21 protein-coding genes and 2 tRNA genes are annotated in these 23,685 nt (G+C 39.4%); 13 read left to right on the top strand and 10 right to left on the bottom strand.

Features of this window, described 5'->3' with window-relative positions:
* Positions 1 to 13 precede the first annotated feature (13 nt).
* From BUA11_RS02280 to BUA11_RS02295, 4 genes are all read right to left on the bottom strand, one after another.
* Positions 14 to 856 carry a methyl-accepting chemotaxis protein gene (locus BUA11_RS02280; RefSeq protein WP_072757945.1) on the bottom strand — a complete coding sequence of 281 codons (843 nt, stop codon included), beginning with the start codon at positions 854 to 856 and terminating at the stop codon, positions 14 to 16.
* Positions 857 to 861: 5 nt separating this feature from the next.
* On the bottom strand, positions 862 to 1,641 hold the full coding sequence (locus BUA11_RS02285) for an oxygen-binding di-iron domain-containing protein (RefSeq protein WP_072757947.1): 780 nt from the start codon (positions 1,639 to 1,641) through the stop codon (positions 862 to 864).
* Between the two features lie 68 nt (positions 1,642 to 1,709).
* Complete coding sequence (locus tag BUA11_RS02290; protein ID WP_072757949.1) at positions 1,710 to 2,231, bottom strand: chromate transporter; 522 nt, start codon at positions 2,229 to 2,231, stop codon at positions 1,710 to 1,712.
* On the bottom strand, positions 2,228 to 2,788 hold the full coding sequence (locus BUA11_RS02295) for a chromate transporter (protein ID WP_245789458.1): 561 nt from the start codon (positions 2,786 to 2,788) through the stop codon (positions 2,228 to 2,230). The genes BUA11_RS02290 and BUA11_RS02295 overlap by 4 nt, the downstream gene beginning before the upstream one ends.
* A 433-nt stretch (positions 2,789 to 3,221) precedes the next feature.
* Between BUA11_RS02295 and BUA11_RS02300 the strand changes: the two genes are divergently transcribed.
* Entirely contained in the window at positions 3,222 to 4,070 is an 849-nt protein-coding gene (locus BUA11_RS02300) for a DMT family transporter (RefSeq protein WP_072758288.1), read from the top strand.
* 28 nt (positions 4,071 to 4,098) lie between these two features.
* Here BUA11_RS02300 and polA read toward each other — a convergent pair whose 3' ends face one another.
* From polA to BUA11_RS02325, 5 genes are read right to left on the bottom strand one after another with little or no spacing between them, the layout of a single operon-like run.
* Positions 4,099 to 6,792, bottom strand: coding sequence for a DNA polymerase I (gene polA / locus BUA11_RS02305; protein WP_072757951.1), 2,694 nt, complete (start codon positions 6,790 to 6,792; stop codon positions 4,099 to 4,101).
* Complete coding sequence (locus BUA11_RS02310) at positions 6,770 to 7,153, bottom strand: carboxymuconolactone decarboxylase family protein (RefSeq protein ID WP_072757953.1); 384 nt, start codon at positions 7,151 to 7,153, stop codon at positions 6,770 to 6,772. The genes polA and BUA11_RS02310 overlap by 23 nt, the downstream gene beginning before the upstream one ends.
* A gap of 26 nt (positions 7,154 to 7,179) precedes the next feature.
* Entirely contained in the window at positions 7,180 to 8,049 is an 870-nt protein-coding gene (locus BUA11_RS02315) for a DegV family protein (protein WP_072757954.1), read from the bottom strand.
* 19 nt (positions 8,050 to 8,068) lie between these two features.
* On the bottom strand, positions 8,069 to 9,448 hold the full coding sequence (gene radA / locus BUA11_RS02320; RefSeq protein ID WP_072757956.1) for a DNA repair protein RadA: 1,380 nt from the start codon (positions 9,446 to 9,448) through the stop codon (positions 8,069 to 8,071).
* 27 nt (positions 9,449 to 9,475) lie between these two features.
* Positions 9,476 to 11,947 carry an ATP-dependent Clp protease ATP-binding subunit gene (locus BUA11_RS02325; RefSeq protein WP_072757959.1) on the bottom strand — a complete coding sequence of 824 codons (2,472 nt, stop codon included), beginning with the start codon at positions 11,945 to 11,947 and terminating at the stop codon, positions 9,476 to 9,478.
* 381 nt (positions 11,948 to 12,328) lie between these two features.
* Between BUA11_RS02325 and BUA11_RS02330 the strand changes: the two genes are divergently transcribed.
* On the top strand, positions 12,329 to 13,294 hold the full coding sequence (locus tag BUA11_RS02330; RefSeq protein WP_072757960.1) for an acetylxylan esterase: 966 nt from the start codon (positions 12,329 to 12,331) through the stop codon (positions 13,292 to 13,294).
* A 172-nt stretch (positions 13,295 to 13,466) separates the two neighbouring features.
* On the opposite strand, the gene BUA11_RS02335 is transcribed toward BUA11_RS02330, so the two are convergent.
* A complete protein-coding gene (locus tag BUA11_RS02335; protein WP_084634318.1) occupies positions 13,467 to 15,818 on the bottom strand; it encodes a DUF4350 domain-containing protein in 2,352 nt (783 codons plus the stop codon).
* A gap of 161 nt (positions 15,819 to 15,979) precedes the next feature.
* On the opposite strand from BUA11_RS02335, the gene BUA11_RS02340 reads away from it, so the two are divergent.
* From BUA11_RS02340 to BUA11_RS02390, 11 genes are all read left to right on the top strand, one after another.
* Positions 15,980 to 16,055 (top strand) — tRNA-Met (locus BUA11_RS02340).
* A gap of 29 nt (positions 16,056 to 16,084) precedes the next feature.
* Positions 16,085 to 16,160 (top strand) — tRNA-Thr (locus BUA11_RS02345).
* Positions 16,161 to 16,282: 122 nt separating this feature from the next.
* Entirely contained in the window at positions 16,283 to 17,599 is a 1,317-nt protein-coding gene (gene obgE / locus BUA11_RS02350; protein ID WP_072757962.1) for a GTPase ObgE, read from the top strand.
* On the top strand, positions 17,550 to 18,206 hold the full coding sequence (locus tag BUA11_RS02355; protein ID WP_072757964.1) for a nicotinate-nicotinamide nucleotide adenylyltransferase: 657 nt from the start codon (positions 17,550 to 17,552) through the stop codon (positions 18,204 to 18,206). Before obgE ends, BUA11_RS02355 begins: the two co-directional genes overlap by 50 nt.
* Complete coding sequence (locus tag BUA11_RS02360) at positions 18,200 to 19,144, top strand: tRNA dihydrouridine synthase (protein ID WP_072757966.1); 945 nt, start codon at positions 18,200 to 18,202, stop codon at positions 19,142 to 19,144. Before BUA11_RS02355 ends, BUA11_RS02360 begins: the two co-directional genes overlap by 7 nt.
* Before the next feature lie 3 nt (positions 19,145 to 19,147).
* Positions 19,148 to 19,762: a histidine phosphatase family protein gene (locus BUA11_RS02365; RefSeq protein ID WP_072757968.1), complete on the top strand. Its 615-nt coding sequence runs from the start codon at positions 19,148 to 19,150 to the stop codon at positions 19,760 to 19,762.
* Positions 19,763 to 19,808: 46 nt separating this feature from the next.
* The gene (locus BUA11_RS02370) at positions 19,809 to 20,024 is read left to right on the top strand and encodes a hypothetical protein (protein WP_072757970.1); all 216 of its coding nucleotides are present in this window, start codon (positions 19,809 to 19,811) and stop codon (positions 20,022 to 20,024) included.
* Between the two features lie 40 nt (positions 20,025 to 20,064).
* Positions 20,065 to 21,183, top strand: a complete 1,119-nt coding sequence (locus BUA11_RS02375; protein WP_072757973.1) for an ABC transporter ATP-binding protein — start codon at positions 20,065 to 20,067, stop codon at positions 21,181 to 21,183.
* Entirely contained in the window at positions 21,179 to 22,036 is an 858-nt protein-coding gene (locus BUA11_RS02380; RefSeq protein WP_143145258.1) for an ABC transporter permease, read from the top strand. Before BUA11_RS02375 ends, BUA11_RS02380 begins: the two co-directional genes overlap by 5 nt.
* A complete protein-coding gene (locus tag BUA11_RS02385; protein ID WP_072757975.1) occupies positions 22,023 to 22,793 on the top strand; it encodes an ABC transporter permease in 771 nt (256 codons plus the stop codon). Before BUA11_RS02380 ends, BUA11_RS02385 begins: the two co-directional genes overlap by 14 nt.
* 48 nt (positions 22,794 to 22,841) lie before the next feature.
* Complete coding sequence (locus tag BUA11_RS02390; RefSeq protein WP_072757977.1) at positions 22,842 to 23,675, top strand: purine-nucleoside phosphorylase; 834 nt, start codon at positions 22,842 to 22,844, stop codon at positions 23,673 to 23,675.
* Positions 23,676 to 23,685 lie beyond the last annotated feature (10 nt).

Here is a 23,685-nt window from a genome sequence, read left to right on the forward strand (position 1 = left end):
TGCGCTTTCTAATTCACAGCTGCAAATCCTTGAGTTTTGTCTGAGCTTTGACTATTGAAGATATGACTCTTGAGAGAGTTTCAAATTTTTCAGATGCTTTGTTCATCACTTCTACTGCAGAATTGAAATTCCCAGTTTCTTGTACAAGCTCGCTCTTTGTTTGTAATAGTAATTCTGAAACGTGGGATAACAAAGCAGAATTTTGCTGCATGAATCCCATCAATTGTTCCATCGAGGTCTGTACTGCTTTGAATATATCTCCAACGAGCTTTATGCTTTCAAGTGCTTCAGAGACTGACTCCGAAAGCTCTTTAACAAGTTCGTTGATATCCTTAGCGACCCTGTTAGATTCGCCTGCCAATTTTTGTACTTCGGAAGCTACAACGGCAAATCCGCGACCGAATTCACCTGCTCTTGCTGCCTCAATGGAAGCATTCAGAGCCAGTAAGTTAGTCTGTTTTGCAATCTTTGTGATTTCAGAAACCATATTCTCAACCTTTGAAAACATTTCTAAGGTACTTGATGTGTTCTTTACTGAGTTCATAACTATTTCGTTTATCTTTGTAATATCCGCACCAGATTTTCTTAGCTCATTAGTGATGTTCTTATTGACAGTTTGGGAATATTCTATGCTGTTAACAATATTCTTACTCTCTTCTTCAAATTGTCCAGAAAGCTCTACCAGTCTTTTTTGCATATTTCTGAAAACCAACTCTAAATCTTTTATGTTTTCCTGCACACCCTTTACGCGAGATATTAGTGCCTCATCTAATTGAGCCATAAATGATGTCATGAGGTTTTCAGCAAAAAATGCGGAAGACATCTTTTCGACAGTATCTTTATTCATGTTTGGCATTTGTATCACCTACCGTATATCTCATCAATGATGTCGATTCCGCACTTTAAGTTTCTAAACCAATCAAAAAGTTTCTTTACATTTTCGCCTCTAAATATTGCACCGTGCTGAGGTGCTACTATTTCTATGTCTTTTCTTTCTACTATGCTGAGCCATTTTCTTAGGGCAACGCTCGAAGTAATATATCTTCTGTGGAACAACTCCATAAGCTTTACATGCTCATTGAAGTTATCTACAAATACATACCTCTGCCCTTTTGGGAAAACTGCAACACCCAAATCACCAGAGAACAGAATCTTTGCTCTCGGGTCATACAATGTAAAATTCCCTGTTGAATGTAAGTAGTGCGCTGGTATGAATTCAAGTTCCGTACCTGATTGGAGGCGAAGCTTGTCACCTTTGTCTGGAAGAGCAACAACTCTACGCTGGTCATAGATCCCGAAGTGAGGTAAGAATCTTGTCCAAAGTGCTGATATATAAATCTTTGCGTTTTCCGCTATCGAAAGCCATAGTGTTATTCCAGATGTCACGTCCGGGTCTTGATGGGTAAAGAAGATGTACTTGATTTTGCTCGGCTCAATAATCTCCGATACGTTCGCAAGGACTCTTGGAAAGACATGGGCACCACCTGGATCTAAGAGCATCGCTTCGTTGCCATCAATTATTAAATATTGGTTCGTCTGGACTATACCTTCCTCTTCCATTTCTTCCCAAGCCAGAAATATGAACTTGTGAACGCCGTCGTCGTAAAGCGTTATGTTTTCAATTCCTTCCTTCGTTGCCATACTTTCACCTCCTGAGTCGAAGAATACCTGTTTTGTCTCACATTAGAATTCTATCATACTTTTGTATTTTATCGAAAGAAAATGTATCCGAACGTTCCCGAGATGAGTAACAAGAGCACAACGTCTATTTTTGTATAAAGTAAGATAAAAATTGCCAGAAGCGTAATAATAAAAGATGTTACTGAACCAAATGAGGAGCTCAAGAAACTCAAAGCAGCGGATGCTATCATTGCCAAGACTATGGGTTTTAGTTTGGATATAACAAACTGAACTACAGTATTTTGAGAATGCCTTCTGTAAAATAAATAAAGTGTCAAAGTGGAGATAACGGGAACCAATATGACAGAAAGCGTAGCCACTAAAGAACCGAAAATTCCTCCCATTTTATATCCCACAAACGTCGCAGCGTTTATTCCAATTGGTCCTGGCGTCGATTGCGAAATAGCCACAATCTCATTGAATTCTTCTACAGAAAGCCATTTGTTAGTATCAACGACATAGTGGATTATTGTTTTCAGTATACTGTATCCACCACCAAAACTAACTGCACCTATTTGCAAGAACGTCGTAAAGAGTTTTATGCAAATCATTTTCCATTCACTCTCCTACCAATATAGGTTCTAACAATACCGTACAAGATTCCAAGGAGTATCAGATAGAATGGACTAAAATTGAAAATGCTTAATAATGCAAGAGCTACAGCAAAGACAATAATGTCTTCCTTGCTCTTTATACTCGTCTTCCACATCTTTAAGACGCTTACAAATATTACAGCAAAGAGTGGTACCTTCATACCTTTCAAAAACGGTTGCAGAACGTTGTAAAACTTTCCAAGAACAACGGCGATCGTTATTATTATAAGTGTTGGAAAGAAGATAGCACCGGCAACGGCTGCTAACAGTCCTGGAATTTTCCGAAGCTTATAACCAACCAGCGTTGAAGTGTTTACTGCAATTGGTCCTGGCATCGATTGGGCTATGACAAGTAATGCTGAAAACTCATCGTCAGAAATGAATTTGTGCTTGTTGACGTATTCATCCCTGATCACAGGAACCATAGCGTAACCACCACCGATGGTAACACCACCAATTTTCGCATTTATCGAGAAGATTTTCAGCAGAGAAACATGTGTAGCATCACCGTTCAATTCTTCCACCTCCGACGTTTTCATATTCTCAATCAATAAAGTGCGTGCTAAAATGATTATAACATCAAAATGGGGGTGTATCAAAGGGTCAACGCCCCACCACTGAAGTGGCGGGCTTGAAGCCCCCGTTGACTAGCCTCAGCTATGGTCCAAAGGACCATCAGGCTACGTTAGATGGGTCACGACACCATGGAATGCTGCTCAAGTTCCATGCTCTGTCGCCTATCGTTAAACAGTTCTGGCGGGTAGGAACAGTGCGGTAGGCACGACAAGCCCATCTAACATTGGCGATGAGCTCCTAACTCCGTAAGGAGGTTTACAGCAAAGGATGGGTGTATGCCCACCCTTATCTAAGACAAAAACATATTTGAAAGGAGGGAAGAGGCTCTCTCATTACAAGACTAAAGTTGCGTGTCTCCGAGAGCCAAGGACGATGAAGTCTGGGATCGGACTTCTTTGGATGACTATCAGAATTGTACTGCTCGGATACGAAAGGATAGCTGGGAACAGAATTTCGAGAGGTTCTCCAACTTTCGTTGCGGCGTGGGGTTTTTTCTTCTTTTCGTTTCTCTCATTGTTCCCGTTTTTCAACTACATTACCAAAGAAATCTTGTTGCTTTCTCTGATAAGTGGTACTATTTATTCTGTTTCATTTTCCCTATATACATATGCGTTAGGTCATGAAGATGCTTCAGTGATAGCACCGCTGTACAACCTCAACGCTGTTTTCTTAGTTGTTCTATCAGCTATCTTCCTTGGAGAACAATTTAGTTTGAAAAGACTTATAGGTGCACTGCTTATGATTTATGGTGTTAGTTATCTAAAAAAGGGAGATAATATAGCGATCTCTTACAAGAATATTTTCAAAAGCAAGGGTGCGGTTGCTATGATATTGGCATCGAGCTTGATGGCAGTTGGAAGGATAATCGACAGGAAGATAACGATAGATGTCTCACCGATAGGGTATTCTGTTGGGATATATTTGATTATAAGTCTCTACATACTACTTTACGGTCTCGTTAGAAAGAATAAACCAGTAGAGTATTTCAATCTCGTAAGAGAAAAATGGTTATACTTAATCCTCGGTGGAATATGTAATGCATATTCTTACGTTGCGCTTCTCAAAGCCTTCAACTACTTCGGCGTGAGTGTAGCTGAGCCACTTTCGATGTTGTCAGTCTTTGTCACGATGTTCTTTGCAAAGGTTTTCTTAAAAGAAAAGATAGGAGTCAGAGTCATAGCTGCGGTTCTGCTGTTTTTTGGAAGTATCTTAATATATTAAAAGCACCACTTTTTTCAGTGGTGCTCTTCTAAATCATGTATTTATCTACGTAAATGTCCACGGTTAGAGGCACTCTGAGCTTAACAGCGTTTTCCATCTCAAATTTCACAATTTCTTTCATTATCTCAACCTCGTCTTCAGGAACTTCAAAAACAAGTTCGTCGTGTACTTGTAATATCATCAAGCTCTTCAAATTTTCTTTTTTCATTCTTTCGTATATATTAATCATCGCTATCTTCATTATATCTGCTGCTGTTCCTTGTATCGGTGTGTTTATCGCGATTCTTTCACCTTCTGCCCGGATATTTTGATCCTTTGAATTGATCTGTGGTATCTCCCGGCGTCTTCCAAATAAAGTTTTTACATATCCGTTCTTCCTCGCAAATTCTTTTGTCGTTGCTATATATTCCTGTACGTTCTTATATGTTTCGAGATATGCCTCTATTACTTTTCTTGTCTCTTTTACATCCATTCCAAGCCTTTTTGCCAAGCCATAAGGTGATACGCCGTACACTATGGCAAAGTTGATCATCTTCCCAACGCGCCTCATACTGTCTGTAACGAATTCCTCACTAACATTGAAAATCTTCTTCGCACTTTCTAAGTGGATATCTTTGTCTTCTCTAAACGCTCTTATCAACTCCGGATCCTCGCTTATGTGTGCAAGCACGCGCAATTCAATTTGGGAATAATCGGCCCCCAAGAGCCACCAGCCTTCTTTTTGTGGCCTTACCGCCATCCTTATTTCCTTACCTTCGTCAGTTCTTCCCGGCAGGTTTTGGAGATTTGGATCCGAGCTACTCAACCGTCCCGTTGCCGTACCAGTTTGATTGAATGATGCGTGCACCCTGCCAGTGTACTTGTTAACCATGGATGGAATCGCATCAACATATGTACTCTTGAGTTTCTGGATTTTTCGATACTCGAGTAGTAGCTTCGCTATTTCATAATCACCTGCAAGGTTCTCAAGTACTTCGACATCTGTTGAGTAAGCACCAGTGCTTGTTGACTTTACAGCAGGTAGGTTGAGTTTCTCGAATAGTATATATCCAACCTGCTTAGGTGAATTTAGATTGAAGACCTCACCAGCTAATTCAAATATCTTTTGAGAAAGGTTGGAGAGCTTCTTATCCATTTCATTTGACAAGTTATTTAGATAACCAATATCGAAGTAAACGCCGTTCAATTCAAGTTCCGCAAGAACTTTTACCATCGGTAATTCTATCTTTTCGTACAACTCTGTTAATTCGTAAGAATAGATAAGCGGGTAAAGCTTGTTGTGTATTCTCAATGACATGTCGGCATCTTCACAAGAGTACTTTGCAGCTGCTTCAACGGGGACATAAGAAAAGTCACCTGCAAAGAGTGGAACGGAAGATTGGACAACTTCCTCGTAGCTTATCATCTTGTGCCCTAAAAGCTTGAGAGCGAGGTCATCGAGATTGAATCTTTTCTCGTTGGGATTTAGAAGGTATGCTTCGAGCATCGTGTCAAAAGATGGGTAAGGAAACTCTACGCCCATCTTCTTGAGGAATTTGATGTCGAATTTTATATTATGCCCACCAAAGTTTTTTAAATTTAAAACTATCTCAAGGAAGTGTTTGGCTTTCTCATACTGGATATTCGGACCACCAATATGCGACAAAGGTATGTAATAAGCGATGCCTTCATCGATAGCGATCGATATACCAACAATCTTTCCCGTATGTGGATCTAAAGATGTGGTTTCCAAATCTAAAGATATCTTTTTTGCTTTCTCAATTTCACTAAGTAGTTTTTCAAGTTCCTTTTCATTTCGCACGACATTGTATTGAGACTTGTCCGTCAAACTCGATGAAAGTTGTAATTCTTTAATAATACTGGAAAACTCAAATTTTTTGAGTGTTTCCAAAAGTACCTCAGGTTTATATCCCTCAAATACAAGATTTTTTAGTTCTATATTTATTTCTACATTTGAATTCAGCTCAACCAGTTTTCTGCTCAGTTCAAAATCTTCAAGACTGCTTTGTATGCGTTCTCTTACTTTCTCTGGAAGCTTATCGAGGTTGTTGAGAGCGTTTTCAACACTACCAAATTCTTGCAAAATCCTTGCAGCGGTCTTTTCACCTATTCCCGGAACTCCCGGAATGTTATCTGAGGCATCTCCAACAAGTGCGAGATAATCTGCTATCTGATTTGGATAAATACCGTATTTTTCGTATACTTCTTTATCTGTGTATTTCTTAATATCCGTTACGCCTTTTTCTATACGCCATACGTAAGTATTATCTTTAATAAGTTGCAGCATGTCTTTATCGCTAGTAACTATGTTTATTTCTTCTATATTCAGAAAATCTTTGTTTCTTTCGAAGATTTTTACAAATGTAGCTATTACATCATCCGCTTCGTAACCTGGATATTTCAGAACTTTTACCCCAAAACTTTGAACTAACTCTTCAGCAAAATCAATTTGTTTTAATAAAGGTTCAGGTGTTTCTGGTCTATGCGCTTTGTACTGCTGATAGAGTTCCTTTCTATACGTACTTCCACCTTTGACATCAATAACAAAAGCGCAGTAATCCTTACCTACCGAAACATTTTCCTTCAGAAATTTCAAAAGCATCCTTGCAACACCAAAGAGGGCACCAGTTGGTAGCCCTGTTGTTGTTGACAAAGATTGATCAATTGCAAAGTATGCCCTATAAAGCAATCCAGTACCGTCAAATAGAAATACCTTCGCCACTCGATTGCAACCTCCGAATTTCTAGTAATGTGTTTACCGCACGCCTGAGATGAGGAATAACTATCGAGCCACCTACAATCAGTGCTATATCGAATGTTTCAAAGAATTCCTCATCTGTCGCACCAAGCTCTGCGCATCTAATCATATGGTAAGTGATGCAGTCATCACATCTCAGAACCATTGAGGCGACCAATCCCATGAGTTCTTTTACTTTTGGTTCCAATGCTCCGTTCTGATACACAGCACCATCTAAATTCCAGAATCGCTTTGTGTTGAGCGTACCTCTGTCGAGTATTTCCTTATTCATTCTTTCTCTAAATTTTTTGAATTCTTCAAGTGTGTTGAATTGACTTTCTGACATCCTTTTGCCCCCTTTGGAACTAAACATCAATACTTCTCAATACCAAAGCCTGCTTGTCCTGGTCCAACGTGCATTGAAATGACTTTTCCGGTCGGAGTATAGTAAACATTCTTGACTTTATACACACCTTTTAGAATCTGTTCTATCTCTTTCAGTTCCTCCATGTTGTCGCAACTAACCATGTACAAATCGACCGTACTGCCAGGTGTGAAACCTTCTGATTCTGCTTTTTTAAGTAGCTCATCCACGATAGCTTTGAAACCTCTGGCCTTAGTGAATGGAACCATATTTCCTTCTTCGTTTATATATATCCCAACTCTGATTTTGAGCAGTGAACCAACAAATCCTGCAAATTTGCTTACTCTTCCGCCTTTTACCAAGAAGTTAAAATCTTGAACGTAGAAGAACGCACCGAAACCTTTAGCTTTTATCTTCTTTTCAAGTTCTTGTGCGACATCATCGAGTTCCGCTTCCAAATTAAGAAGCTCTCTGGCATAGCGAGCCATTGGGGAGATTGCAGTAGATGCCATTTTGGAGTCGACAACCTTGACGGGAATATCAACTTCATGCGCCGCAAGGGTAGCAGAATTAAATGTTCCTGACATTGCACTTGAAATTGTTATTACTAATATCCCCTCGTAACCCTGCGACTTTAGTTCCTCATATTTCATTCTCCAGTCCTCGATACTGGGTTGCGAACTCTTCGGCAATTCCTGAGCATTTTTGAGTTTTTCGTAAAATTTCTTCAGATTTTCGAATTCTCTCGTATCATCTTTTTCCGTTGAGCCATCTGGCCAGTTTACGTAGAGAGGTACAATGTCGACATCCCATTCCTTGAGCATCTCTTTTGGAAAATCTGACGTACTGTCAACCAATATCTTTACTTTCTTAGGCATACTCCACACCTCACTTTGTTTATTCTGATTTCGCTATCACTTTAAAGAGTTCTTTGATGTTCCTTATAGATATAACTTCCATTTTCGAATCTTTTGGGGTGTATTTAACGTTCTCAGGAATTATAATCTTATCAAGCCTAAGATTTTTTGCATTATCTATCCTTTTTGTAACGTTCACTGCCGCTCTAACACTGCCATCGAGTCCTATCTCTCCAACCATGAATGTATTTCCGATATATGAATCTAAGAAAGAGGAAAGAATCGCACCTGCAATAGCCAATTCGCAACCTGGATCTGTAATATTTAAACCACCAGAGACATTCAAATATATATCGTGGAAGTCAAGCGGCAAGTTCAGGTGCTTAGCAAGCACGGCTGATATTATAATCACTTTCCTCACGTCTACACCGTGGGAAATTCTCCGTCCTGAAGCCATTTTGACTCTCGAAACTAACGCTTGAATCTGAACATTCAAAGGTCTACTGCCTTCAAAAACTCCTGTAAACACGTTTCCAGCGGTGTCTGAATACGTTAAAAGCTTGTCTTCGGAAAGGCTACTCAAACCTTCTTGCGTCATCTGGAAGACTGCAATCTCGCCGCTTGGACCGTATCTGTTTTTCTGAACTCTGAGTATCCTATAATCGGTTGTCCTCTCACCTTCAAAGTAAACAACAGTATCCACAACATGCTCAACAAGTTTTGGACCAGCGATCAAACCTTCTTTAGTCACGTGTGCGATCAAAATTGCCGGTATTCCGTTCTTCTTGCTAAAAATCCTCACTTTTTCAACGACGGCCTTAATCTGAACAACTCCACCTACTGGTGAGTCAATATCAGCACTGCTCAAAGTCTGGATGGAATCAACAATTATGAGTTTTGTTTTGTCCACATCGATGTTATTTAGCACGTCTTCTATTTGTGTTTCCGATGTAATTAATATGTTATTATTCTTTATATTCAAGCGTTTAGCTCTGTTTCCTATCTGCGAAACACTTTCTTCACCTGAAATATAGTACACGTGCTTTTCATCATTGACTGAGGATATTGAATTGCAAATCTGGAGTGCCAAGGTACTCTTTCCAACCCCAGGCTCTCCACCCAATAAAAGAACCTGCCCGTGTACAAAACCGCCGTTTAGAAGTTGATCCAAAGCGGGTATGTTTGTCTTGATTCTTTTTTCATTAGTTAATTCTATCGCACTCTTTATATCAAAAAAGCGAGGATGAGCCTGAAACATCCCCGCACTATCTGCTCGTATAGATTTTGAACTAAGAGAAACATCTTTCATCTGAAATTCTTTAGCGGTATTCCATTCACCGCATACTGGACACTTACCAAACCACTTTGGAGATTCGTAACCGCACTTATCACATACGTATATAGTTTTCCCCTTCGCCATAGTGGTAAGTCCTTTCTCAGTTTTTTCTTAATTAACTGTCTGCATCTCAGCTTTTTTGTTTATAACAAAACCAAGCTTCTCTCCTTCTTGAACAACGTAAACTTCTGAGCTATCTTCAACTTCACCTTTCAGCAGTTCTTCAGAGAGTGGGTCTTCGATGTATTTTTGAATGGCTCGCTTAAGTGGTCTTGCGCCGTAGACATTATCGTACCCAACGTTGACAAGAAATTCTTTCGCTTCCGGTGAAAGCACGAGAGTGATATGCCTTTCGGAAAGTCTTGAACGTATATCTCTCAAAAGTATGTCTATGATTTGTTCTATATGCTCTTTTGTAAGCTTGTGGAAAACTATTATTTCATCGACTCTGTTAATGAATTCCGGTTTGAATACCCGTTTAACTTCATCTAAAACCTTGTCTTTCATTTCGCTGAATTCTCTTTCTCGTGTTTCTCCCTCTACAAATCCGAGGCTCTTTCTTGTGGCAACGATGTCGCTACCACCTATATTGCTTGTCATGATTATTATAGTGTTCCTAAAATCTACAACGTGACCCTGTGAATCTGTTAACCTTCCGTCGTCCATTATCTGCAACAACAAGTTGAACACATCGGGGTGTGCCTTTTCAATTTCATCGAACAGTATCACAGAGAATGGTCTTCTTCTTACTTTTTCAGTTAGTGTTCCACCTTCTTCGTATCCAACATATCCCGGAGGTGCACCAATAAGCCTTGAGACAGAGAATTTTTCCATATACTCGCTCATGTCAAATCTGACAAGCGCTTTCTCGTCACCAAACAGGTATTCAGCTAACGTCTTTGCAAGCTCTGTCTTTCCAACACCAGTTGGACCTAAGAACAAGAAAACTCCAACTGGTCTTCTTGGATCTTTTAAACCACTTCGAGCACGTCTAATAGCCCTTGCTATCGCATTTATCGCTTCTTCTTGACCTACAACCCTCTCGTGAAGTGCGGATTCGAGTTTCAATAATTTTTCTCTTTCTGTCTCTTCGAGTTTCTTTAAAGGAATGCCTGTCCATCCTGCAACTACTTCTTCGATTTCTGGAACATCAACAGTGGCAATTGTAGAATCTATCTCTTTGCGCCAGTCATTGTACATATCATTGAATTTTTCTCTTAGCTCTTGTTCTTTCTGTTTTAATTCGGCAGCTCGTTCGTAGTCTTGCTTGGCAACAGCTTCTTCTTTTTCATTTCTTACAGATTCTATTTGTAGCTTTAATAGTTGCAATTCACTTGGCATTACAAACAATTTAAGCCTCGTTCTCGCTCCGGCCTCATCTATCACGTCGATTGCTTTGTCTGGCAAGAAATGATCAGTTATGTAACGCTGGGAGAGATAAACCGCAGCTTCTAAGGATTTATCTGTGTACTTGACTTTGTGATGACTTTCATATTTTGCCTTCAAACCTTTTAAGATTTCAAGCGCCATCTGTGGCGTTGGTTCTTGGACGTATATCTTCTGGAACCTTCTTTCAAGTGCCGCATCTTTTTCTATGTATTTTCTGTATTCATCTGGTGTCGTTGCGCCAATACAGTGAAGTTCGCCACGTGCGAGCGCGGGTTTCAATATATTTGCCGCATCTACGGCTCCTTCAGCCGAACCTGCTCCAACTATCATGTGGAGTTCGTCTATGAAGAGTATTATGTCTTTATTTCCTTTTACTACTTGGAGTAATTTCTTCATCCTCTTTTCGAATTCTCCACGATACTTCGTGCCTGCTACTATGGCTGCAACATCGAGAGAAAAAATAGTCTTACCCTTAAGTGGTTCAGGTACTTCACCAGAGACAATTTTCTGTGCGAGCCCTTCAACAATTGCGCTCTTACCTACACCAGGTTCTCCGATGAGAACTGGATTATTCTTCTTTCTCCTCACCAATATCTGCATTAATCTTTCTATTTCATTTTCGCGACCGATAACCGGGTCAAGCTCTCCTCGGAGTGCTTGCGCTGTCAGGTCTACACCAAAGCCTTCAAGTTGCCTCACGGCTGGCGAGGATGGCTGCTCTTCGTATGAAGGCAGTGGCTGAGCTTCTTCGAAGAAATCTTCCTCGGAGATGTTATCTGCGATCTCTTTTCTTAGCGCCTGAATGTTTACATTTAATTTTTTCAAAATATGGATTGCTATACCTTCACCTTCTCGTAATATACCGAGCAACAAATGTTCGGGATCTATCTTTTCGCTTCCCATCATTCGCGCTTCTTCAAAAGCGATTTCTGTTACTTTTCTTGCTCTCGGAGTCATCTGTGGTGACATAATGAAACCGCGCATTCCAAGACCGACTATAGATATTACCTCGTTCTTCACCCGCGCATATGTCAAACCGTATCTTTCCAAAATTGTAGATAATGGTTTATCATTGAGTTTTAATATTGCGAGCAAAAGGTGTTCTGTACCAACATATGAATGTCCAAGGTCTTTCGCCTCTTCTTGAGCAGTAACAAAAACTTTGGCGGATCTTTCAGAAAATCTATCGAACATATCTATCACCTCCAATGTTCAGAATTATTATACCACACTATTTAAGAAAAATAAAGCATGTGGTGTTTCACTTGCCTAATATTCATTAAACAAAGAACAGTATTGAACTAAATGTAAGTGTTGGTTGCATTTAACTTTCAATAATATGTTTTACTCTACCTATTCAGCCAGTTTGTAATGTGAAACTTATGGATGTGAATTAAAAAGTTACTTCTTTTTCTTTATAAGGCAAACGCGAAAAATGAGAAAGTCCGGTAAGATTTTTCCTTATATTAATTAACTCTGCAAGTATAATCAAAAAGGCACATAGATGCGTTACAATTAGAATACCGGAAATTCATAATGGAAAATGAGAGCAAAAAAACAGGGGGGATTTTCGTTATGGTATTTGAAATGCCACTTGAACAGCTCAAAACTTATATGGGAACAAACCCATGTCCACCAGACTTTGACGAATACTGGCAACAAGCATTGAAAGAGATGGACGATGTTGATCCACAAGTTGAAATTGTGAGAGAAACGTCTATTGAAGCACCTTATGCGGAGTGCTATAACCTCTACTTTACAGGGGTAAAAGGTGCAAGGATAAGAGTACAGCTCATAAAGCCTAAGAAGATTGAAGAACCTTGCCCCGCGATATTGAGTTTTCACGGTTATTCTTGGTATTCAGGCGATTGGAGTGATAAATTTGGATTGGTTGCTGCTGGTTTTATTGTTGCCGCGATGGATGTGAGAGGACAGAACGGTTATTCTGAAGATGTTGGTGGGGTGAAAGGAAATACAGTTCATGGACACATTATTAGAGGTTTAGACGGGAAAAAAGAAGACCTCTTGTACAGACAAATTTTCTTGGACACAGCAGAGCTTGCAAAAATAATTGCGAACATGCCGGAAGTAGATAGCCGTAGAATCGCTGCAATGGGATTTTCGCAAGGTGGTGGACTAGCTCTTGCGTGTGCTGCGCTCTCGCCTTATGTATCAAGAGTGATCTCGGTTTACCCATTCTTGTGTGATTACAAGAGAGTTTGGGAGATGGACCTTGCAAAGGATGCGTACGAGGAAATCAGGACGTATTTCAGATTCAGAGATCCACTCCATGAAAGAGAAGATGAAATATTCACGAGACTTGGGTACATAGATGTCCAACATCTTGCAAAATGGATTAAGGCAGAAGTTCTGATGGTCACGGGACTTATGGATACAATCTGCCCGCCATCTACTCAGTTTGCTGCATATAACAAGATTCAAAGTAAAAAGCAGATGTTAATCTACCCTGACTTTGGACATGAACAAATTTTCTTCCTAAATGACAAAATATTCATGTATCTCATGGAAATGCTTAGATGAGTACAAAAAGCTGACATGAGGTAATATCTATAGATTACGAAAAAGAAATTCTGCTGTTTCTTGCGTTAATTGATCGAAAACAAATAGGGGGCTTTTACTGCCCCCTATTTCGTCAAACAGGAACATCTTCGAACTCACTTTATGGGTATATTTAAACTTCCGAAAGGACACTTCATTTCTCTATAGCACCTCGAAAAATCTTTTGAACAAATTCCTTATTTAATTCGAAATCGTAATCTGAGAAAACAGCCTTACCAAGGAGTATTACTTCACCGTCGCCAAATTTGAAACTTGCAGCGAGCACAACCTTATCCACAGGTTGAGCATCATCTTTACCGTCTGAATCCACTGAATTTGCGCTTTCTGACGATATCAGTATATTTGCGTTTCCATATATCAAGAGCGAACATGTTGAGTAAAATCTCACGTTCTCTGCAAGTACTTTATAATTTGCACCATAATTATTAATTTCGTCAACAACTTGATCATCGTTAAACCTTACAGGTGAGTTCATAGCGTCTAAAATCAAATTGAGGTCCTCAGTGTTCCCACCGTTACTATAATCACTCTTTGAGGTAATGACTAATGTACCACCTTTTCTCACGAACTCCACTATATTCTTAATTTCTTCATCTGAATATCCCTTTCCGTTCATAACTATGAGATATTTTCCGTCAAGTGAATCTATCGTGTTTATGTACTGTACATCATATCCTGTTGACTTCAAGAACTTATCAAATAGGGTCAGCTTATCTTTGGAATAATCGTTAGAATGCCCTTGATCAATAAATACAACGTTTCTTAACTGTTCAATAGTCTTGGAATCTTGTGATATACCGAAGGCTTTCAGAAGTTCGATTGCACTTTCAAACACCCTCGCACTTGGGAGAGCTTCTTTGTATATATTGAAGTATTCTTCATCAGAGCCTTTTACTAAGTAAACCTTTTCACCCATCTTGTTGAGCCATTCTATCTCGTCAGGCATCAAATCCTTGAAAAAGCTCAAGCCTTCAGCACTTGGAGTTGGTATGATCACATAGTCGACATCGTAGTCTTTTAGCATCGTTTCACTAAACGACACGATATTTCCTGCGTTGCTAAGTGTTTGTATGGCTCTGAGTAATTCATCTGAAAGGTCATTTTCGTGAAGTTTGTCAAATAGTATAGAAAATCCCGCCTTTTTTGAAACTTCAAATGAAATAGACTGGATATTAACATCGTTGAACAAGAACTCAACCTTGTGTGTACCCTCAGTGAATTTTCCTAAGTCTATACTCTTGTCGTAAATAATGCCATACGATGGCAAAGAAATATCTTCGGTGTAGACCTCTGAATCGTCTACTAAAATCCTTAGTTTTCCTGATTCTGCGGTGTTTTTTGTGTTGTAAATATCGAAACTAACGCTGACACTTTGTGATACGTTTGGCTTCTCTGGACCTACTCTGACGTAGTTAACTCTTATACCAGACTCCGCTTCAAACCACACTGGTGCAGAGACGATTTCGTTACCGTCCTTTTGCAAGATGTAGATAAAATACCATTCGAAGCCGTCAGGAATTTCGAATGAGTTTCTATACTCAAATTCGTCCTTGCCCTGAACATCCTTTACTTCATAGGTTTTGCTTTGTGAGACGATATACATCTTTCCTACTGGGTCATTCTTATCAGAGTAAAAAACGGATATTTCGACCTGACTATCTTTAGATGAATTCAAGATACTTCCCATTACTGCACCATTTGCGTAGAAATATATCTTTACATTTTTATCCTCACTCGCAAATGTTCTTCTGCTCCACAGAGCCTCCATAACATCTTCGTATGTGAGTTCTTTAGCTAATATTCCAGTTCGACCATCGTTTGCGCTTGCCCAATTTGGTTTGTGGTTATCCTGGTTTGCAGTGGGGCTTAGATGCCAGCCTCTGTTCAGTGCTAAGATGTAGTTTCTGTACATTTCCTCAGAGATAATGTCTGAGCTCGACCAGTTACCATTACCAATTTCTACAAGATTGACGTAATTATCAGCCTCTGGCCAAAACCAGAAATTGTTGAAGTTTCCAAATGTCATTCCTGGATGATTAAATTGAGCCAACTTCTTTACCTTTACTATCCATTCATAAAAGTCTTTCAGGTCACCTTTCTCGTCTCTACTTATGAATTCTAAAGTTTCGTAAACATTTATGTGTCCTGAACCGGCAGTCCATTCAAATCCCTGCAGTCCCACAAATTTGCCTTTCACCGTTGAAGTTCTTGCCGCTTCCTGGGTAAGAGATGTCTTTGACTGACCATTGACAGGGATTTTTAAAAAGTAGCAGTGATCCGTGACTGCCTGAACATCCGCATAGTTTGAAGCATGCTCATAAGCTTCTTCTGGTGTACCTTTCCCGTCCGAAAACGATGTGTGAGCATGTAAATTTCCATAAAATATCTGGTACTCATCTGCAGAACTTAAGCTTAGTGTTGGGAATACTATGAAAGAGAAAAATAGAAGTGTTAGCAAAACTTTAGCAAATTTCGTAGTGTTCATTGACCCATCCTCCCTTCGAAATGGTTGAATTGCCAATTTCGGTTTAGCTAATCATTATACCACAAATTCGATTGGGATTGCTTATCTGGATGAGAAAAAATCGATTCTTGACAGTACAAAACGGCTATGGTAAAATCATACCGCTGTTAGAGATAAGCAGTGGCGGCGTAGCTCAGTGGCTAGAGCAGATGATTCATAATCATCGTGTCAAGGGTTCGAGTCCCTTCGCCGCCACCAATTTTTTAAGTTAGCACTGGTTTGTTTGAGCCAGCGTAGCTCAATCGGTAGAGCGACGCATTCGTAATGCGCAGGTTGAGGGTTCGAGTCCCTCCGCTGGCTCCAAATAGCTAATATCAGCTGATTAGGACTCCGACTGGGAGTCCATATTTTTTTCAATACATAGTATAATAGAGTACGAGACATGAGGTAAATTCAACGGAAACGTTTAAGAAAGAGGTGTAAGTATGGAGAAGATAGGTTTTGTGGATTTAGTAGATTTCTACGTAAAAGCCGGTGACGGTGGAAATGGTGCTGCTACTTTCAGAAGAGAAAAATACGTACCTTTCGGTGGGCCAGATGGCGGAGATGGCGGAGATGGCGGTTTTGTCTTCCTTGTTGCTGACCCAACAATATCAACGTTGTATCATTTAACCGAAAAAAGAAAATATACCGCGGAAAATGGCGAAAATGGTCGACGGAAAAAGCAAGATGGAAAGAGTGGTCGAGATTTAATATTAAGAGTTCCTGTAGGCACTGTTGTTAAAGATTACGATACAGGTGAAGTGATTGCTGATCTTGACGAACCCGAAAAATATTGCTGTGTTGCGCGTGGCGGTAAAGGTGGTAGAGGCAACACTCATTTCAAATCGTCGACAAACCAAGCACCTAAGATCGCTGAGAGAGGTGTAGCAGGTGAAGAGAGACATATTTTGCTAGAGCTCAAGTTGCTCGCTGATGCAGGTCTTGTTGGGTATCCGAATGTTGGGAAAAGCTCGATAATATCACGAATTAGCAATTCTAAACCTAAGATAGCAAACTATCATTTTACAACACTTATACCCAACCTTGGAGTCGTTGTCGTTGATAAACCCGAAAACTCTTTTGTTGTAGCAGACATTCCAGGGCTGATTAAGGGTGCGAGTGATGGAAAAGGACTTGGGAACGTTTTTCTGAGACATGTAGAAAGGTGTAATTTAATTGTTCACGTTGTTGATATTGCTGGTAGTGAGGGGCGCGATCCAGCGCAGGATTATTACGATATAAGAAAAGAGCTTGAGTTCTTCAGCCCATACCTGGCAAGCAAGGAAGAGATAGTGGTTGGGAATAAATCCGACCTACTTTCAGAGGAAGAACTGTTAAAAAATATCGAGAGATTTAAGAAAGCAACGGGAAAAGACGTGCTTCCAATTTCAGCCGTGGTCGGTATTGGCCTTGACAAGCTTAAGTTCAACATATGGGAGCGCATTAAGGAGAGTCGCAAATTACTTACGGACAGAGTTGATATTGAAAAGATTCAGTTTGCTAAACCAGAACCAGTTAGAATCACGTTGCCGGATAGGGTTGATATCGTTATCACAAGAAATGATAAAGGTGAATTCGAAGTAAAAAGTCAATATATAACAGCGTATCTTGAGAAGTACAAGAAAGAGGCAAAATACATGTTAGAGGATATTCTCGAAATACTTGAAAAGAACGGACTTGATGATAAGTTAAGAAAGGCTGGTGTAAAAGATGGAGATACTGTATGGATTGAGGGAGTTGAATTCACTTTCAAAGAATGATACTGCAGTTCTCTTTGGGAGTTCCTTCAACCCTCCACATTTAGGACATCTTGTCATTTTTAATTACGCATTCAATTACTTCGATGCAGATTTCTATATTTTACCAACCAAAAATCCGCCACACAAAGCGATAAATGTTCCATTTGAAAAACGTTTCGAATGGGCAGTCAAAACTTTTCAGGTTTTTAAGTCGCAATATAAAGGTCTATACATAACCGATTTGGAAAAACATATTGAAGGAGTTAATTACGCCATATATAACGTGGAATACTTCTTGAATTATTATAGAAATGTAATACTTCTTATTGGGGAAGATGCACTTGGCAATATTGAAAAGTGGTTTAAATATGAAGAACTTTTGAGAAAATCAACACTTGCCGTGTATCCAAGGACACGCGATGGAAGGCTTTACAAACGTGGACACGATGTTCTCGGGGAGTTATATGATAAAGTACTCGAACTGGACTTTCCAATTATTGAGATCTCATCATCAGATATTAGGAGATTTGTACGAGAAGGGAAATCGATAACTGGCCTTGTTCCAACCGAAATAGAGGATGACGTCATCAAAACTTACCAACATTTAGAAGAGGGAGAGAGATGGTGAAGAAAGCAAGTTTCCTTCCAGGAAATATTGGATTAGCTCCAATGGCTGGAATAACGGATTACACCTTCAGACGCATATGTTTTGCACGCGGCGCTCACTTTGCTTTTACAGAAATGATTAGTGCAAAGAGTATTCTTATGAATTTATCTGTCAACGAGACTTATTTGCCAAGAGAAGATGAAAAGTACAAAGTTGGCGTGCAGCTCTTCGGTTCGGATCCTTATGAATTATCTGAAGCAGCTTCAATTGTTCAAGAAAGAGGATTGTGGATTGATTTAAATGCGGGGTGTCCAGTTAACAAAGTAGTAAAAAAAGGTGCAGGCAGTGGTTTGTTAAGAGACCTTCATAAGTTAAAAATTATAGTGCGTGAGATGAGAAAGGTTGCAAAACGATTCACTGTTAAAACCCGTATCGGTTGGGACAAATACGAATTTGAAAAGATTTACGACATACTTGTTAGCGAAGGTGTGGACGCGATATTCATCCACGGAAGAACTGCGAAGCAGATGTACTCTGGAGAAGCTGTATGGGATATCTACAATCCTGGACTTGTTCCGTTATACATAAGTGGGGACGTATATTCTCATGATGACTTTAAAAGAGCAACTGAGAAATATGGTATGGACGGTGCTATAGTTGCCAGAGGTGCAATTGGTAACCCTTGGATCTTTTCTGGAGCAAAGCCGTCCTTGAATGAGAGAATTAAAACAGTCTTTGAACATATAGATGGCCTTTACAGTGAATACGGAACACATGGCGTTGTGGAGTTCAGAAAATTCATTGCAGGGTATACTAAGGACCTGCCATACGCACGGGAGTTTAGAAATGTGGCTATGAAAATTACAGACACCGATGAGCTAAAAAGAGCTTTCATCGAATACTTCCGAAGGGTTGAAAATGTACTCGAAGGTATTTATGCTCAAAACGAGAGGGGTTAATGAATGGGAAACGTATATCTCTTAAGACATGGAAGCACTGAATGGAATGAACAACAACTATGGCAGGGAGTTGTCGACACAGAGCTGTCTAGAAAAGGATACGAGCAGGTGCGAAACGTTGCGAGACTTTTAAGGAACAAAAATGTCTCGAGAATATCCTCCAGTCCTATGAAAAGGGCTTTACAAAGTGCAAAGATAATCGCAGAAGAAATAGGGTATACTGGGCAGATCGAAATCGACAACAGACTTCGCGAATGTGAAATAAGGTTGTGGAACGGGAAGAATTTTGAACAAGTACTGACTGACCATCACAAAGAATTCAACGAATGGAGAACAAACCTTTATTCGAATGTAGATGGGGCAGAATCTCTAGCAAGCGTGCAAGAACGGATGTCCCAAGTTTTGTCAGAAATAATAGTTCACTATCCGAATGAAAATGTTATAATTGTTTCGCATGCAATTGCGTTGAGGATGTTAATTGCCAAAGTTCTCGGTCTTGTTCCACCTTTGCATCTGAACTTTGGACTTGACAATGCTTCACTGAGCTGTCTGTATGTGAGAGACGGTACAGTGAGAGTTAAGTTCCTAAACATTTCTGCGGACGAACTCATCTACTGAATTAAACATAACCCTAAGGTGATGTTGAATGCAAGGAGGTTAAATAATGAGATTGGTCTTAATAATATTAGGATTCCTGTTTCTCGCTTATATTGGCGTGAAAGTAATACCGCTTAAATTGAGATATGCGAATATTTTTTTTGCTCTTACTACAATCTTTCATATATTTGCTGCGTTCAGTTGGTCATATGTTCTTATATCCATATCTTTTGTTCTGATAATAATTTTCTTCCTCGCCCTGCTATACCTTTTTGGTTTGTAGCTTATTAATGAAAATCTAACGTTTTTTGGGAGTGGTTGAGTTGCCTGGAAGTAGCGTGAGCATTGTCGAAGTCGATAAGTACTTTGGAGATTTTCACGTATTGAAGAATATTAACCTTGAAATCAGAGAAAATGAATTCTTTTCTCTCCTTGGTCCCTCTGGCTGTGGTAAAACGACATTGTTGAGAATAATCGCTGGCCTTGAAGATGTGGATGATGGCGATGTTCTACTCGATGATAAAAGCATCATTCACTTGCCACCAAATAAGAGACCAGTGAATACGATATTCCAAAATTACGCACTTTTTCCGCACTTAACTGTTTATGAAAATATAGCTTTTCCTCTAAGATTGAAAAAATTATCTGAAAACGAGATAAAAGAAAAAGTTGAATGGCTACTATCACTCACTCGATTGGAAGAACATGCAAAAAAGAAGCCAACACAACTCTCGGGAGGACAAAAACAGCGCGTTTCACTTGCAAGAGCACTTGCGAACGAACCAAAAGTACTTCTTCTTGATGAGCCAGTGAGTGCACTTGATGCAAAATTGAGACAGGAATTGCTAATTGAACTTGATAATCTTCATGACAAGGTAGGCATCACGTTTATTTACGTTACGCACGACCAATCTGAAGCACTCAGTGTTTCGGATCATGTCGCCGTTATGAACAATGGCATTGTTGTGCAGTACGGGACACCATATGAAATATATGAAAGCCCAGCGGATACATTTGTAGCAACGTTCATTGGTGAAAGTAATTTGATGAAGGGAACGGTAAAAGAGCTCATTTCTGAAAATTACGCACTTGTTGAATTTCCAACACTTGGGGACATCGTGTGTTTTAGGGATAAGCCATTGAACCTTGGCGATGATGTCTTGATAACTTTGAGACCTGAAAAAATTAGAATAAGTCATTCGAAACCGCAATTGTCTGCAGATTCATACACAAATATCGTTCACGGGATTGTTGATGAGACGATATATATGGGCTATCAAACGAAATATTTCGTTAGAACTGACGGTGGTTATATATTAAAGGTCTATAAACAACATGCTAGTTACCTCTTGGATGAAAAGATAATCCAGTGGAAAGACGAAGTTTATATGTACTGGAATCCAGACGATAGTTTCATCGTGGAGGTAGAAAGAGTTGATTAAAGAATTGACTAAGAAAACTTCCAAATTCAAAGGATACGAAAATTATGGGTTAACATATTTGATTTGGTTGCTGTTGTTCTTTTTGATTCCTGTCATAATTATCTTAGCTTACAGTTTTCTTGAAAGGGATTACCAAGGTGGAGTTAATTTCAACTTTTCCTTGAATGGTTACCGTGATATTCTAAATTTCAATTACTTAATTGTTTTTGGTAGAACTGTGCTAATATCCCTTATCTCATCAGCAGTATCGATTTTAATAGCGATACCTGTTGCATATTACTTAGCTTTCAGCAAATACAAAAATATATTACTTCTGCTTGTAATTATTCCATTCTGGACAAATTCTCTGATTAGGATCTATGCTTGGATATTCATATTAGGTAACAATGGTCTTGTCAATCAATTCTTAATTAAGCTTGGATTTATTGAATCTTACGTGAAGTTCATATACAACAATTTCGCGGTAGTTTTGGTCCTTGTTTATACATACCTGCCATTTGCTATTCTGCCCCTGTTTTCGTCAATAGAACGATTAGAAAAACAGATATTCGAAGCAGCTATGGATTTAGGTTGTACAAGGAGACAAACCTTCTTTAAAGTCTTGCTGCCAAATATTCGTCAAGGTATTGTGTCTGCGTTTGTCTTTGTATTTATTCCAGCGATAGGAACATATGCAGTTCCTGAACTTGTAGGTGGGAAAAACTCAAGACTTATCGGTAACGAAATAGCAAGATTACTTACAACAGCAAGAAACTGGCCAGCGGCTGCAGCCATTTCTTCTGTTCTGCTTGCGATTACAATAATAGCTGTCCTATTTTTCATTTTCGGTGGTGAAAAACGTGAAGCCAGGTAATTTTGCTAAAGCTATCTTGATAACTGTTATGATTTTCTTCTACTTACCTATTTTCATAGTTGTGCTTTTTTCGTTTAACTCGTCAAAATCACCCGAATGGACAGGATTTAGCCTTAAATGGTATGAACAACTATTCACGTCGTCTGCTCACATCTGGAGAACTTTTTTTAATTCTTTAATTGTGGGTATATCATCGAGTGCCATTGGTGTTATACTTGGTACTTTCGGAGCGGTTTCTGTATATCTCGGCAACAAGAAATTTAAGAAGATAGTCTGGACAACTACTTACATACCTTTCATAATACCGGATATAATAATAGGCGTTTCTTTGCTTGTTTTTTTTGCGACAATTCACTTAAGACTAAGCCTCTTCACAATATTCATCGCACATGTGACGTTCTCCATTCCATACACGATGATGATAATACTCACAAGACTACAAGACTTTGATAAATCAATCATTGAAGCATCTTACGATTTGGGTGCAACCAAGTTCATTGCATTGAGGAAAGTTATCTTTCCGATCGCATTACCAGGTGTAATAGCAGCATTTTTCATGGCATTCACACTTTCCATAGATGACTTTGTGATTACATTTTTCGTTGCTGGTCCGAGTTCAACAACATTGCCACTGCAAATCTTTTCCATGGTAAGATTTGGGATATCACCTGTAATTAATGCTATTTCTACGCTTCTTCTCATTGGAACTGTGATGATAAGTATCTTACTGAGACGGTATATAAGGTATATAATATAGTTGAACTCACACTTGTTTCATATTAATACAGATGGTGGAGGTGTAGTTATGGTACATGACGTAAAGGCTTACGTTGAAAGGGTTAAAAAAGCTGCTGAGTATTTGAAAGTTAAGGTATTGGAGCTTCCTGAGATTTGTATAGTCCTAGGATCCGGTTTACACGGTATCGCAGATAGCGTTGAAAACCCTGTAAGAATATCTTACAAAGACGTTCCTGAGTTTCCGGTTTCGACGGCTCCGGGACATAAAGGCGAGTTGATATTTGGGAAACTTAACGGTAAGAATGTCGTGCTCATGAATGGTAGATTCCACTACTACGAAGGATACCACATGAGAGATGTAACATTTGGTGTTAGGGTTATTCAAGAACTCGGTGTTAAGTACTTATTCTTAACGAATGCTGCAGGAGGGCTCAATCCAGACTTTGAAGTGGGAAGACCGATGATAATCTCTGACCACATAAACATGATGGGTGACAATCCTTTGATTGGACCAAACATTGAAGAGTGGGGCCCAAGGTTCCCGGACATGTCAAATGCGTATGATAAGGAGTTAAGGAAAATTGCAAAAGAAGTTGCTGGTGAACTTGGTATACCTGTTTATGAAGGAGTCTACGTTGCCGTCTCCGGACCAAACTTTGAGACTCCTGCTGAACTAAGGATGCTAAGATGGATGGGGGCAGACGCTGTTGGTATGTCAACTGTTCCTGAGGTTATTGCTGCAGCTCACAGAGGTACAAAGGTTCTTGCCATTTCAGCAATCACGGATCGTGCAGTTCCTGATGACTTAAAACCATTAACGGCAGAGGAAGTTCTTGAAGTTGCCAACAGAACAGGACAAATGATAGTTAAAATACTGTCGAAAGTTATTGAAAGACTATAAACAACGTGTA

Source organism: Fervidobacterium gondwanense DSM 13020 (assembly GCF_900143265.1).
GTDB classification, from domain to species: domain Bacteria; phylum Thermotogota; class Thermotogae; order Thermotogales; family Fervidobacteriaceae; genus Fervidobacterium; species Fervidobacterium gondwanense.

Coding starts and splice junctions, on each gene's coding strand:
- BUA11_RS02370 (WP_072757970.1), top strand. CDS start 19,809: ATGAGATTGGTCTTAATAATATTAGGATTCCTGTTTCTCGCTTATATT.
- radA (WP_072757956.1), bottom strand. CDS start 9,448: ATGGCGAAGGGGAAAACTATATACGTATGTGATAAGTGCGGTTACGAA.
- BUA11_RS02355 (WP_072757964.1), top strand. CDS start 17,550: ATGGAGATACTGTATGGATTGAGGGAGTTGAATTCACTTTCAAAGAAT.
- BUA11_RS02360 (WP_072757966.1), top strand. CDS start 18,200: ATGGTGAAGAAAGCAAGTTTCCTTCCAGGAAATATTGGATTAGCTCCA.
- BUA11_RS02315 (WP_072757954.1), bottom strand. CDS start 8,049: ATGCCTAAGAAAGTAAAGATATTGGTTGACAGTACGTCAGATTTTCCA.
- BUA11_RS02365 (WP_072757968.1), top strand. CDS start 19,148: ATGGGAAACGTATATCTCTTAAGACATGGAAGCACTGAATGGAATGAA.
- BUA11_RS02390 (WP_072757977.1), top strand. CDS start 22,842: ATGGTACATGACGTAAAGGCTTACGTTGAAAGGGTTAAAAAAGCTGCT.
- BUA11_RS02280 (WP_072757945.1), bottom strand. CDS start 856: ATGCCAAACATGAATAAAGATACTGTCGAAAAGATGTCTTCCGCATTT.
- BUA11_RS02290 (WP_072757949.1), bottom strand. CDS start 2,231: ATGATTTGCATAAAACTCTTTACGACGTTCTTGCAAATAGGTGCAGTT.
- BUA11_RS02285 (WP_072757947.1), bottom strand. CDS start 1,641: ATGGCAACGAAGGAAGGAATTGAAAACATAACGCTTTACGACGACGGC.
- obgE (WP_072757962.1), top strand. CDS start 16,283: ATGGAGAAGATAGGTTTTGTGGATTTAGTAGATTTCTACGTAAAAGCC.
- BUA11_RS02300 (WP_072758288.1), top strand. CDS start 3,222: ATGAAGTCTGGGATCGGACTTCTTTGGATGACTATCAGAATTGTACTG.
- BUA11_RS02330 (WP_072757960.1), top strand. CDS start 12,329: ATGGTATTTGAAATGCCACTTGAACAGCTCAAAACTTATATGGGAACA.
- BUA11_RS02325 (WP_072757959.1), bottom strand. CDS start 11,947: ATGTTCGATAGATTTTCTGAAAGATCCGCCAAAGTTTTTGTTACTGCT.
- BUA11_RS02335 (WP_084634318.1), bottom strand. CDS start 15,818: ATGAACACTACGAAATTTGCTAAAGTTTTGCTAACACTTCTATTTTTC.
- BUA11_RS02310 (WP_072757953.1), bottom strand. CDS start 7,153: ATGTCAGAAAGTCAATTCAACACACTTGAAGAATTCAAAAAATTTAGA.